This window comes from Thalassobacillus hwangdonensis (assembly GCF_042675915.1).
GTDB lineage: Bacteria > Bacillota > Bacilli > Bacillales > Halobacillaceae > Thalassobacillus_A > Thalassobacillus_A hwangdonensis.
Map to the genome: position 1 here is coordinate 372631 of NZ_JBHTKL010000001.1, position 12631 is coordinate 385261.

The 12631-nt window shown below is 42.8% G+C and carries 10 protein-coding genes and 1 pseudogene; 5 read left to right on the forward strand and 6 right to left on the reverse strand.

Annotated elements, in window-relative coordinates; translation table 11 throughout:
- Nucleotides 1-9 precede the first annotated feature (9 nt).
- A complete protein-coding gene (locus tag ACFQ2J_RS02005; RefSeq protein WP_386056111.1) occupies nucleotides 10-1989 on the forward strand; it encodes an EAL domain-containing protein in 1980 nt (659 codons plus the stop codon).
- Nucleotides 1990-2051: 62 nt separating this feature from the next.
- On the opposite strand, the pseudogene ACFQ2J_RS02010 reads toward ACFQ2J_RS02005, so the two are convergent.
- A pseudogene (locus ACFQ2J_RS02010) lies at nucleotides 2052-2132 on the reverse strand (YjcZ family sporulation protein); the annotation flags it as partial.
- Nucleotides 2133-2277: 145 nt separating this feature from the next.
- Nucleotides 2278-2616, reverse strand: coding sequence for a DUF3905 domain-containing protein (locus ACFQ2J_RS02015; RefSeq protein ID WP_386056113.1), 339 nt, complete (start codon nucleotides 2614-2616; stop codon nucleotides 2278-2280).
- 253 nt (nucleotides 2617-2869) lie between these two features.
- Here ACFQ2J_RS02015 and ACFQ2J_RS02020 point away from each other — a divergent pair, with 253 nt between their 5' ends.
- From ACFQ2J_RS02020 to ACFQ2J_RS02030, 3 genes are read left to right on the forward strand one after another with little or no spacing between them, the layout of a single operon-like run.
- On the forward strand, nucleotides 2870-4354 hold the full coding sequence (locus tag ACFQ2J_RS02020; protein ID WP_386058301.1) for a phytoene desaturase family protein: 1485 nt from the start codon (nucleotides 2870-2872) through the stop codon (nucleotides 4352-4354).
- Nucleotides 4351-5841, forward strand: coding sequence for a phytoene desaturase family protein (locus ACFQ2J_RS02025; RefSeq protein WP_386056115.1), 1491 nt, complete (start codon nucleotides 4351-4353; stop codon nucleotides 5839-5841). Before ACFQ2J_RS02020 ends, ACFQ2J_RS02025 begins: the two co-directional genes overlap by 4 nt.
- The gene (locus tag ACFQ2J_RS02030; RefSeq protein WP_386056116.1) at nucleotides 5838-6674 is read left to right on the forward strand and encodes a phytoene/squalene synthase family protein; all 837 of its coding nucleotides are present in this window, start codon (nucleotides 5838-5840) and stop codon (nucleotides 6672-6674) included. The genes ACFQ2J_RS02025 and ACFQ2J_RS02030 overlap by 4 nt, the downstream gene beginning before the upstream one ends.
- A 9-nt stretch (nucleotides 6675-6683) precedes the next feature.
- Here the strand turns inward: ACFQ2J_RS02030 and ACFQ2J_RS02035 are convergent, their stop codons facing one another.
- The 4 genes from ACFQ2J_RS02035 to ACFQ2J_RS02050 are packed head-to-tail and all read right to left on the reverse strand — an operon-like array spanning nucleotide 6684 to nucleotide 10711.
- Entirely contained in the window at nucleotides 6684-8165 is a 1482-nt protein-coding gene (locus tag ACFQ2J_RS02035) for a phytoene desaturase family protein (RefSeq protein ID WP_386056118.1), read from the reverse strand.
- Entirely contained in the window at nucleotides 8162-9271 is a 1110-nt protein-coding gene (locus ACFQ2J_RS02040) for a glycosyltransferase (protein ID WP_386056119.1), read from the reverse strand. Before ACFQ2J_RS02040 ends, ACFQ2J_RS02035 begins: the two co-directional genes overlap by 4 nt.
- Nucleotides 9272-9289: 18 nt before the next feature.
- Nucleotides 9290-9949, reverse strand: a complete 660-nt coding sequence (locus tag ACFQ2J_RS02045) for a lysophospholipid acyltransferase family protein (RefSeq protein WP_386056120.1) — start codon at nucleotides 9947-9949, stop codon at nucleotides 9290-9292.
- A gap of 6 nt (nucleotides 9950-9955) precedes the next feature.
- The gene (locus ACFQ2J_RS02050) at nucleotides 9956-10711 is read right to left on the reverse strand and encodes a carotenoid biosynthesis protein (RefSeq protein WP_386056122.1); all 756 of its coding nucleotides are present in this window, start codon (nucleotides 10709-10711) and stop codon (nucleotides 9956-9958) included.
- A gap of 222 nt (nucleotides 10712-10933) precedes the next feature.
- On the opposite strand from ACFQ2J_RS02050, the gene ACFQ2J_RS02055 reads away from it, so the two are divergent.
- The gene (locus tag ACFQ2J_RS02055) at nucleotides 10934-12610 is read left to right on the forward strand and encodes a diguanylate cyclase domain-containing protein (protein ID WP_386056124.1); all 1677 of its coding nucleotides are present in this window, start codon (nucleotides 10934-10936) and stop codon (nucleotides 12608-12610) included.
- Nucleotides 12611-12631: the final 21 nt, after the last annotated feature.

Here is a 12631-nt window from a genome sequence, read left to right on the forward strand (position 1 = left end):
GGGAAATCAATGAGTATTCCAGAGATAGAGATGGATCTTCCCATTCATCAATGGCTTATGGATCATATACAGGATGCAATCCTATTTGTGAATGATCGAGGAGAGATCATCCAGGGAAATGCCGCTGCATTCCGATTGATCCGCTATACGAAGGGCAGTAAAGTAACAATGGAAGACCTGTTTGATTTCCACCGTTTAAAAGAGAAGAAAGAAACACACCTGTTGATGGAAATCAAAAACGATACGAAACAGCTCTTTCAATTGAAGTGTCTGGAAATGGGAGATTTTAAGGAAGGACTATACTGCGTGTTGTTGCATGCGGTATCTCTAACCGAAAAGACCGAAGAAATGAAACAGCATATCAATCAGTTGATCAATGCCAGTTACGAAGGCATGGTTATTCATGATGAAGGTAAAGTGATCGATTGCGATCAGACGTTTGCGAGGATGTTCGGGTATGAGATCGAAGAGATGCGACATCGTTCTGTCTATGGCCTTATCGATAAGAAAAGTCAGGATGATTTGGATGAGGTGATTCATCAATATCCCGATACACCATATATGCTGAAGGGATTGAAAAAAGATGGTACTTCTTTCTACCTGGAAGTACTGGCTCATCCTTATCCATATGAAGGTAAAATTCTCAGAGTAGCGATCATTCGCGATGTGACGGATCGAGTGGAAAGTGAACGTCGGATCGAATTCATGGCATATTATGATGAGCTTACCGACTTGCCGAATCGTAACTACTTCAATAATAAAGTCAATGAAGCCATCCGAAATGTGGGTGCGGATGAAAAGCTGGCGATCCATTTCCTTGATCTGGACTACTTCAAACAGATCAATGATACGTTAGGCTATGCATTTGGAGATAAACTGCTGAAAGCATGCGCAGACCGGTTGAAATCAGTTCTTGATGAGGATACGTTTCTTGCCCGCATGGGAGGAGATGAATTCCTGATCTTGCAAAAAGGTGTACAGGCACAATCGGAAGTAGAAGCGTTTGCCAAGCGGGTCATCACTTTGTTTGAAAAGCCTGTCCAACTGGAGGGGTTTGAGTTATTCACGTCGGTCAGCATCGGCATCAGCTTGTTCCCCGATCATGGAAAGAACACAAATGAATTGATCAAACAGGCAGACAGTGCGATGTATGTAACGAAAGAAGACAGTCGCAATGACTTCAAAATGTTCAATGCATCAATCTCTGAGAACTTCCGGACAATGCTGACGATGGAGACGGAATTAAGAAGAGCATTGAAAGAAAATCAATTCGAAATCCATTATCAGCCACAGAAAAACATTGATTCGAATGAAGTGATCGGGATGGAGGCTTTGTTGAGATGGAACCATCCTATCAAAGGTTATATTCCGCCTGGCACCTTCATCCCATTGGCTGAAAAGACAGGTCTCATCATTGATATTGGTCATTGGGTGCTGAAACACGCTTGTGTGCAGAATAAAAAGTGGCAGATGGAAGGTCATCCTCCAATTGTAGTAGGTGTTAATCTATCTGCGAAGCAGTTCCATCAGAAGAACCTTGTGGAACAAGTGCATACGATTTTGAAAGAAACTGGCCTGGATGCTGAATATCTGGAGCTGGAAATAACTGAAAGTATGGCGATGTCCAATGAAGAATTCATCTTGAAGACGCTTCAAGGACTTCGTGAACTAGGCGTTCAAGTCTCTATCGATGACTTTGGCACAGGTTATTCCTCCATGAAATATTTAAGCAGGTTTCCGGTAAGTAAACTTAAAATCGATAAAGTTTTCATTACGGAAAATAAAAAACAGAATCAAGCAATTGTGAAATCCATCATCCATATGTCGCACTCCCTCAATATGAAAGTGATTGCTGAAGGTGTGGAGACTGAGGAGCAACTAGCATTTCTGAAGAAAGAAAAATGTGATGAAATGCAGGGATTCTTTTATAGCAAGCCGTTACCTCCGAAACAAATACCAGGTATTTTCTCGGATCGGATGGTCAATTAATTTGAAAAAGCACACAGGTATGGGCCTGTGTGCTTTTTCAACACTTTTTATACGTAGCTTCATCAGCAATAGAATGCTGCTCCTACAATGATGAGCAAAATAAACAAGACAACGATCAACGCGAATCCGCTACCGTAGCCACCTCGATAATAGCATGGTCTACCGTAACCGCCATAAGGGTATCCTCCGTACATGAACGCTCACCTCCTCGGTTGGTACACTTCTACAATATGCAACCGGTACGTTCGTGTATGGTCATTCACCCAATATTGTGATATTTCGTCGGGGTCAATCTGTCCCTTGTGATACATCATGAGTAGGGTGGGAAAAGTTCTTCCTTTTTTCGTAATAGTTCGTCTCCATCAATTTGCGGTTATGAGAAGTGTTCCATCCAATGTCGTTTGTCGGATGGACCCACTCTGAACCTGACATGATTGCCGGATCGATTTCTTCACTCCAATGATTCAGAGGAGAATTCATGGAATCGTAATAACTGTCTCCGATGGTTACGCCATACGGATTGACAAATGGCTTTTGTTTCTTTTCTTCAGGAACGACTGGAGCGTTGATCTGGTGGGGGAAGGACGTGTATTCTTCCATTTGACTTTCTGAGTTTATCCGGTCCATCAAGCTTTCCTCCTTGCATTGTAAAGTATGAACCATGGTAAGGTTTAATTTAAGATAAACGTTTGAATAAGCTGTATGATTTTATGGTTTCCACTTTCCTCATTTTTATTTATCCTTCCGTATTCTACATTGCATCATTGTATGTTTCTTTTTAATCCAAGTTTGTTGTTGCACATTAATTGTTTGTAGAAATCTTTCATTTATGTATAATAAATGTATAACATTTGTATAATTAGAGGCGGTTGATTTTATGATGAAGGTAGCAGTGATCGGAGCAGGACCAGGCGGACTCGCAGCTGCAATGATTTTAGCTAAAGAAGGCTACGATGTAAATGTGTACGAAAAGCAGTCTTTCGTGGGGGGAAGGAATGGTGCGTGGAAGATTGGACCCTACACATTCGATATCGGTCCGACGTTTCTTAGTATGCCTCATATCTTTGAAGAGGTATTTGAGGCTGCAGGGAAGGATATGCATGATTACCTCTCATTAATCGAACTGGACCCGATGTATGCCCTGATGTTCGAAGGAAAGAAAATTCCAATGTACCGGGATCCAGACAAGATGAAAGAAACGATAAGCAAGTATTACCCTGGTAATGAACGTGGCTATGAAAGATTCATGGAAGATAATCGCAAGAAAATGCAGGCATTGTTACCTCTTCTACAGAATAAGCACCATCGTTTGACGGATTATCTAAGACTCCGGACATTGAAGGCATTGCCTAACCTTTCGCTTGGAAAAACCGTATACGACGTATTATCCGAGTATTTTTCCGAGGAAGAGCTGAAGATCGCCTTCACATTTCAGGCCAAATATTTGGGGATGTCTCCATGGGAGTGTCCGGGAGCATTTTCAATTTTATCCTATATGGAACATGAATATGGAGTGTACCATCCAATCGGTGGTTTGAATCAATTATCCAAAGCGATGGCAACGGTCGTGGAAGAACTGGGTGGAACAATCCACCTTGATTCCCCTGTCAAAAAGTTGATCACAGAAGGGAAGCGCGTAGCAGGTCTCCATCTTGAAAATGGTGAGCAAGTCGAAGCAGATGAAGTCATCATCAATGCTGATTTTGCTGAAGCAATGACGAAACTGGTGGATGCCCCAAAGCTTAAGACATATTCCGAGGAGAAACTCGCCAAGAAAAAATTTTCATGTTCGACGTTCATGATTTACATCGGTGTCAACCGCCAATTTGATGAAGCGCACCACACTATTGTCTTTTCTGAAGATTATAAACGCAATGTTGAAGAAATCACACGGAAATTCGAACTGTCGGAGGATCCATCCATTTATATTCACAATCCGAGTGTCAGTGATACGACCCTTGCACCGGATGGTCACTCGGCGATTTATATACTGGCTCCTGTACCCAATAATCGTTCTGGCATCAATTGGAGTGAACAAGCCGATACATTCAAGGAGATGATTTACGATACGATCGAGAAGAAGACTGGGTTTGAAGATCTAAGGGCTTCCATCGTGACAGAGAAGGTGTGGACCCCATCCAATTGGCAGCAAGATTTTTCAGTATATGAAGGTGCTACTTTCAGTCTGGGGCATCAGTTGTCACAAATGATGTATTTCCGGCCTCATAACAAATTTAATGAGCTGGAACACTGCTGGCTGGTCGGTGGTGGGACACACCCTGGCAGCGGTCTTCCCACTATATTGGAATCTGCTAGGATCACAACGGACTGGATTATGAAGTCAAAGCGGGAGGTGGTCACATGAAAAAGAAGGAAATCGCAATAGTGGGTGGTGGAATCGGTGGGTTAGTAACGGCTCTGCTATTATCCAAACAAGGTGAATTCAAAATATCCATCTTTGAAAAACAGGATAAAGTTGGAGGAAGGATGGATTTTGTTGAAAAGAATGGCTACAAGATCGACAAAGGACCCACCATCATTCTCTTACCTGACATGCTGACCAGCATTTTGGAAGAGGGAGGCATCCCTAAAGAAAGACTGCCTTTGATGGCATGTAATCCACTCTATCATATCCATTATCCTGATGGGCAGGTTTATCGTAAATATGCAGATATTGAACGGCAGGTCGAAGAATTGAATCAAACGTTTCCTGGAGAAGAGCAAGGGTTCCGAAGGTTCATGGAAGATATGAGCGTTCGATTTACGGATGGACGTCGAAGCTTCCTTGAGCGATCGTTCACGAATAAGCTTTCCTTCTTCACAGGCAAAAATCTAAGTACGCTTCTGAAGCTGAAAGCTTACCAGAATGTGAGGAGGATGACCGAGACGTATTTCAGCCACCCGAAGCTTGTAGATGCCTACACATTACAAACATTATATATAGGGGGACACCCGAACTATTCTCCAGCAATGTATTCACTCGTTTCCTATAGTGAGCATGCGCATGGAATCTGGTATTTGAAAGGTGGATATGCAAGTCTCATCCAGATACTTAAGGACGAGCTGGAAGAAAGAGGAGTAGCAATACACATTTCCAGCAATGTGGAGCAAGTCAATATTGAACAAAAGACATGTCGTGGCATCACTGTTAATGGTGAACGAAAGCACTTTGATAAAGTGATCATGAACGGCGATTTTCCAATGATGAACCATTTAGTTGATGAAACGGTTCAATCAAAGAGAAAGTACACGCCTTCTTCTGGATGCATGCTGCTTTATATGGGGCTCGATAAAGTATATCACGATGAAACCATCCATAAATTTTTCATGTCTGAAAATTTTGACAAGCATATGGAGCAGGTGTTTGACACGCAAGTACTGCCTGAGGATCCATCTTTCTATACGTTCCACCCTTCAATCATTGACGAAACATTAGCGCCGGAAGGGAAAGGTGTACTTTACACACTCGTCCCTGTTCCAGCAAACGCCCAGATCGATTGGAAAAAGGAAAAGCACATGTTCGTAGAGAAGATAATAGATGAGATGGAACGTAGAGGGTTCCCTGACTTGAGGAAGCACATCGAATGGATGGACATCCGTACCCCAGAAGATGCAAAAGAAGACGGGTTGTTTGAAGGAGGAAGTTTCGGTATTGCACCTACCTTATTGCAATCCGGCGTTTTCCGTCCTCAGTTGAAGCCATATGCGATTGACGAACTATATGCAGTTGGTGCATCCATCCACCCTGGTGGCGGTGTCCCCATCGTAATGCAAGGGGCCAAGCTTCTAGCTGACCACCTGCTCAAAGAGACGATTGATCAACCGCTGAATGAAAGAGGTGTAAACGTATGAATAACTTGCAAGCTTCCTATGATTATTGCCGTGAAGTCATGGAACACCATTCAAAAACTTTCTCGAAAGCTTTTTCTGCACTTCCTAAACAACAGAGAAAAGCTGTCTGGGCAATTTATGCGTTTTGCAGGAAAGTGGATGATATTGTCGATGAAGGGACAAATCCGGTAACTGAGCTTGCCGTGTTCGAGTGTGAATTCAACCGATTTCTTGTTGGCGAAGTTCCAGGTGGCAAACCGATGTGGATTGCATTACGGGATGTGTTTCATCAGTTCGAAATGGATGAGCAGCCGTTTATTGACATGATCAAAGGACAACGTAAGGATTTATATCCCATCTCCATCGCAACCAAAGAGGAATTGCTCGATTATTCCTATCATGTAGCAAGCACGGTGGGCCTCATGCTGCTTCCTGTCATTGCACCAGGAAAAGAAAAAGAAGTGAGACAGGGAGCAATCGAACTCGGTTATGCGATGCAAATAACGAACATCCTCCGTGATATTGGAGAAGATATGCAGCGGAAGCGTATGTACTTGCCGATGGAGACGTTACTGAAGCATGGGTGCAGTATGGATAGTCTGAGAAATGGCGAAGTAACGGAAGCCTTCATCAACGTTTGGGAAGAACTTGCTACTGATGCAGAAGACTACTATGCTCGTGCGATGACTTCGATATCCGCTTATCCGGTTTATTCCAGAATTCCCGTGAAAGGAGCGGCGTTCATGTATCGGGCTATTCTGAATTCTGTCAGAGGGAATGGGTACCAGGTGTTCCGGGAGCGGAATTTTGTAGATGAAGAAACTAAAAAGCAAATTATTGCGAAGATGCAATAATTTGCTTTTTTATATTTCAATTGATTCGAGCTTGCCTAAAATGGCAGCTGCTACATTTTTCCCGCTCAATACTACCATTGGTGAACCGCCACCTGGATGTGTGCTTCCTCCTGTAAAATGAAGATTTTCGAAATCAGAGGACTGGTTGAAGGGCCGTAGGAAGGATTGCATACGGTTATTCGATGCAGGGCCGTATATGGAACCCTTGAATGCCCCGAACTTGTCCTGGATGTCTTCGGGTGCCATTAGAAGTTCTTCGACGATGGCATCTTCTATATCCAATCCGAATTCTTTAAGTCGATTGAAAATCAGTTTCCGATATGTTTGTTTGCTATAGTTGGGATCGCCAGTTGAAATAGGTGGTGTATTGACAAGAATGAAAAGATTGTCACCGTCAGGAGAAACAGATGGATCTGACTTTGATGAAGTGCATACATAGATGGTAGGATCATCTGCATATCTGCCTGATTCCAACTGCCTGAATTCCCTTTCATAGTCGGATGAGAAAAAGACATGGTGGTGTTTCAGCTTATCAAATCTGCGATCCAATCCTGCCATGATGACAAAGGCGGAGGTTGAAGCTGTCATCTTGTTGATTCTTTTATCTGACCATTCCTTCCTGTTCTCTTCACTCAGGAGTCTAGGCAGCGCATGCAGCAGGTCTCCGTTCAAAATGACGTGGTCTGCTTTATGCTGCGAGCCATCCTCAAGCATGACGCCTGTAACTTCTTTTCCTTCCGTAAGCAGCTGCGTCACTTTGGAATTTGAGTACAGTTCGACTCCTGCTGCTTTGGCGGACTTTACAAATGCTTCGGCAATTCTCGTATTTCCACCCTTGGTGTAAAAGACACCTTGATTCCACTCCAGGTGCGCGATCATGGCAAACGTTGCAGGTGCGATGTAAGGGTTGGACCCGACATACGTGGAATATCGGTTCAGTGATTGCAGGATATGAGGGTGGTCGAAATACTTGTTGAAAAAGCTTGCCATACTCATGTGTGGCTTTACCTGCATAAACGCTCCTGCCAATGGAAGTGAAAGATAGTTTCTCCAGCTGTTGAACGTCCGGTGGAGGAAGTGTTTGTTCGATAATTGATACAGCTTTTCAATATCCTGCAGGAATCGATCAAGGTTCTTGGCATTTCCAGGATCCACGCGTGCCAGTTCATTTCTCATCGTTTGGTAGTCCGTGGAAAAGTCGAAATGCGTACCATCCGAAAATTCATTCCGAGTATGATCTGTCAGTTTTATCATCGGAATTTCTTTGTTCGGGTCAAGGCCTGCTGTACGGATGACATCCTGGAATACATGTGGCATGGTGATCGTATTTGGGCCGAAATCGAACGAATAACTGCCTAGCTTCACATCCATCATTTTTCCACCGAAATGATCGTTCTTTTCGAATACTTGTACATGATGGCCTGCTTTTGCAAGGTAAACGGCAGAAGATAGTCCGCCTAACCCTGCACCTATGATGATTGTCCTTGTCATTGGTATGACCTTCCTTTCCATGTGTAGGATTTACCTCTAATATCGACGAACATGGATGTAAGCATGATGGCGATCAGTGCAAGGATGGAAAAAGGAAGCAAGAAAGAAAGCCATAAAGGATGTCCACTCTTCCAGTCCATGAACATTTTCATCATCACATTCAATACATACGGAAGAATCAGGAATAACTCGAACGTGATGATTCCATACAGCATCAAAGGGAAAGGAAGGAGAAATACAACACTATAGAAAATCGTGAGGATCATTACCATGAGCGGCGATCTGCCTAATCCACTATAGATGTTTTTTTTGAAACCGGCCCAAGTCTCTCTTGAGGATTCATACATGTATGAAACTACTGCATCGGTTATATTCACGAGGATCATTTTAAAGCCGCTTTGCTTCATCCGTCTTGCTAAATGTACATCTTCTACCAGTGAGTTTTTGACGGAGCGATGACCGCCGATTTTCTCGTAAGCTTCGCGCTCTGCAAAAATGAAGATGCCGCATGCAGCTGTGAACGGCGGACGCTTTGTGAAGTTCGCTACCGCCAATGGAAGATGGAGAAAAATGATCATGTGCTGTAAGGGAACCAGCAAATGAGCAAGCAGGTGATTGGTCGGATAATTCGGAAACCCACTCAGCATTTTTGCTTCATATTTCCATAACGTTGCCAGGCTTCTCTCGATAATCTTCGGAGAAACCCTTGCATCTGCATCAAGGAAAAGGTAATACCGACCATCTGCATATTCGGAAAGCTGGTGGCATGCATGTACTTTACCATTCCATCCCTCTGGCAGTGCCTTTCCCCTCACTATCTTGAATCGTTTATCCTGTTCGCAATGCTTCTGCAATAAGGATTGGGTACGATCTTCTGAATGATCGTCCAATAGCAGGAATTCTATATTGGGATAGGTGATCCGCTTCAATGATGCAATCAATTCAGGTACGTTGCGTTCTTCATTTCTCAAAGGCACGAGCAGGGAAACAAGCGGAGCTTGGTCCATCTGTCCTGCTTTTTTCAAATTCAACAAGAAGAGACTATTAAGGAAGACCCAACTGTTCATTGCAAGCAGAAGAATCAGTAAAACGTATAAGTATGTCACGGGTAGCTTCCTCCTTGTTCACAATTTGATGAAATCTTCCATGTTCTCTGAAATCGTCCGCTCCTTCAGGTAATCGAGTTGGGCGATGCATCTTTCTTCAAGGTAGGAGGTCAACTGCCGCTTGTCTTCCAGTAACGTGCCTCCGATTGGAATTTCATTACCGAGCAGAAGATGAATATCAGGTTTGCGTGTATGTCCGATTGTATAGGTGATGGATAACGGCACAATTCGGATATCAGGTTGTTTTCTTATAATATGGGCAACACCAGACTGGAAACCGAGAGGCCGGATGTCATTGTGCCTCTCCTTCCCTTGGGGGAAAATCCATACCGTGCCACCATTAAGCCGTTCAACCGCATAGTTGATGGAATGGATCATGTCTTTAGGCTTATCGGGATTAATCGAAAATGCTCCGATTTTTTTGAAGAAAGGGAAGCGTTCTATCCCATTCTCATGCATCATTCCATACCCATCAGACTTGATAAGCTTGTCATTCAAATAATAGATGACGAGCGGATCCCACCAGCTTGAATGATTTACTAAATATAACGTTTTTTGCGGATAAATATTTCGGGACTCCTGAAGCAGATGGATACTTTGGAAATGGTGGTTCAGGAAAAAGCGGTTGAAGCGTTTGAACCCCCATTCGATCAGTCTGCTTTTATTTGCTGGAATCAATGTCGATCATCTCCATTTTAAGTAAAGGAAGTACCATAGGATGCTTAGACCCACTACAAGCAGTACTGCACCAACCAGTCCTCCAGTCAGTGCAATCAGGCAGAACATTCCATTGATGGCAAGAAACAAATATCCCATACGGAACTGCCATTGTGTGTCCAACGATGGCCCTTTTTTGATTTTTCGAAGTAGAAAGAAGAGTGCATGTAAAAGTGCCGCAAGCCAAAACCACCCAGAGAAATTGGAAAATGGTATACCGTAATAGAGTCCAGAATCATGCCATATCCAATATTCCTTAATCAAGTAGGAAACAGGGTCAAGAATCAAGTCCATCGTTACTGCAATAAGTGAACCTATCAGGACGAAGATGATGGGTTTGGCTCGTTCAGGCATCTGGCTGGTGATTCCTCTGGCAAGTTCATGGGAACAGCCCATGATCAACAACCAGGCAAATCCGATGGTTATCGGCACGCCAAAGATCATCATGCCGAAGTTGTCGGTGTAATGGTAGGAACCGAAAAGGAAATCATATTCCACTCCAAGATGTTCGACATAGATGGAGAGATAGAAAATGATCAGACTGTATGTAAAACCGATCCATTTACCATAGGATTTGATAAAATAGATGACTGCCAAGGTGCCTGCCAAAATAAGAAAGACAGCATTCGCCCATTCAAGGAAAGGAGGAAGAAGATCGAATGTCAGCAGGATTACACCACATAGATACCAAAAGATGAAGCCTTTATAAATCCATTCCGTCATTAGCGTGAACTCCTTTATTTATGTACTTCCATTTTATATGAATGGTTCAAGCATTGTACAATACTATCCATCAAAGTTCGCACATTGATGGATTAGTAAGCTTTGATTCAAGAGGAGTGTAATCATGGCAGATATTTACCTGATTAAGATACGGTTTTACATAGAAAAGTTGCGGATTGTTCGATACAATTAGTAAGGAGAGGTAATGAGAGAGGGAATAGTATGCTAACAGAAACGACCGGTTTACATGAACAATCATTACAAGCATTGAAATTGATGGGGGAAACTTTGTCTGATTGTGTATTTTTGATGAAAGTAGAAGAAGGACGGTTCATCTATGACTACATAAATGAATCCGGGTTTGAATTAGCAAGACTGAGTGTCAAAGATTTAGGTAAATCCCTGGACGAAACGATTCCTTCCAACGCTGCTGCTTTCCTTAACGAAAAATACCAACAAGTGATACGTGAACAGAAGAAGCTGTCTTATAAAGATGATGTCATTTTTCCAACTGTTCAATATAAAGCGGAGACTACATTGATTCCAATTTTCAATGATCTACATACGATTACATATATTATCGGGGTGACCAAGAACCTGACGACCATTTCTGCCGATTCACCTAAGGTGAAAAATACGCAGCGTATCCTTTCTTCCTTCATAGAAAATACCGAGGAAGCGTTTGTGTTTTTGGATATGGAACAACGCATCGTACGGGTCAATGAAGCATTCTATCAGATGATGGGGCTGAAACGGATCGATACATATGAAACACGGTTGGCAGATCTCCAGCCTCGCTTGGAGGAAGAATTTGAAGGTTTATATGCCAGAATCAAGGCTGGGGAGCAGTTGCAGCGATTTGAAACCACTTTTTATGACAGTCACAACAGAAGAATCGAAACTTCAATCCATTTGACTGCAATTTCTAATGAATCTGGTGAATGGATTGGTGTAGTCATGATCATTGATGACATAACAGAAAAAATGCAGACCAAACGGCAATTGTTGATATCTGAAGAAAGATACCGCTTAATAGCTGAACACTCTCAGGATCTTATCAGTATGATGGATTCGAACGGTCTGCTTCGATATGTATCTCCTTCACACAAGTTCCTGCTCGGGTTTTCTGAAGAGAAGGTAGAAGGAAACGATTTCTTCACTACGATAGTGGAAGAAGATCGCGAAGAAGTTAGGGCTGTCATTAACAGCTTGGATTTGGAACATAACAAGGAGCGCCTTGAATTCAGAATGTACCGACAAGATAAAGAGCCGATCTGGGTGGAATCCCACTTCATTTATGTAGAAAGTGATGAGCAATTATCCGGTAGAATCATCTCATCAGCACGGGACATCACCCAACGGAAAGAAGCGGAGACGAAATTGAAGAAACTTGCTTACACGGATTATCTGACTTCTCTTTCCAACCGCAGGGTCATGGAGCGCAGACTTTCAGAATGGAAAGAGGCAATAGATAAAGAACAAAACTCGAAATTCGCATTGTTGTATCTGGATGGGGATCGTTTCAAAGATGTAAATGATACCTACGGTCATCGAGTGGGTGATGCACTGCTTCAAATGGTTGCAAAACGGATCGTCTCCAGTATTAGAGACAAAGATTTCGTTGCCCGTCTTGGAGGAGATGAATTCGCTATTTTAGTTCCACAACTTCAATGTAATGGTCAGGCAGAAGATATTGCGGACCGCATATTAAACAAGATGAATCAGCCTTTCCATATAGATGGAGTAGAAGTGAATTTCTCGTTCAGTATCGGAATCAGCATTTATCCGGATGATGGTAATGATATCGAAACCGTACAAATTAAAGCGGATGATGCATTATATGCTGCGAAAAAACTTGGAAAGAACAGATATGTATTCAACTCATGGCTTAAGAAGTGAAGCCATGAGTTTTTTATTATT

What these genes read in the sequence shown, in the direction of transcription:
- ACFQ2J_RS02005 (WP_386056111.1), top strand. Translation starts at nt 10, where the DNA reads ATGAGTATTCCAGAGATAGAGATGGATCTTCCCATTCATCAATGGCTT.
- ACFQ2J_RS02015 (WP_386056113.1), bottom strand. Translation starts at nt 2,616, where the DNA reads ATGGACCGGATAAACTCAGAAAGTCAAATGGAAGAATACACGTCCTTC.
- ACFQ2J_RS02020 (WP_386058301.1), top strand. Translation starts at nt 2,870, where the DNA reads ATGAAGGTAGCAGTGATCGGAGCAGGACCAGGCGGACTCGCAGCTGCA.
- ACFQ2J_RS02025 (WP_386056115.1), top strand. Translation starts at nt 4,351, where the DNA reads ATGAAAAAGAAGGAAATCGCAATAGTGGGTGGTGGAATCGGTGGGTTA.
- ACFQ2J_RS02030 (WP_386056116.1), top strand. Translation starts at nt 5,838, where the DNA reads ATGAATAACTTGCAAGCTTCCTATGATTATTGCCGTGAAGTCATGGAA.
- ACFQ2J_RS02035 (WP_386056118.1), bottom strand. Translation starts at nt 8,165, where the DNA reads ATGACAAGGACAATCATCATAGGTGCAGGGTTAGGCGGACTATCTTCT.
- ACFQ2J_RS02050 (WP_386056122.1), bottom strand. Translation starts at nt 10,711, where the DNA reads ATGACGGAATGGATTTATAAAGGCTTCATCTTTTGGTATCTATGTGGT.
- ACFQ2J_RS02055 (WP_386056124.1), top strand. Translation starts at nt 10,934, where the DNA reads ATGCTAACAGAAACGACCGGTTTACATGAACAATCATTACAAGCATTG.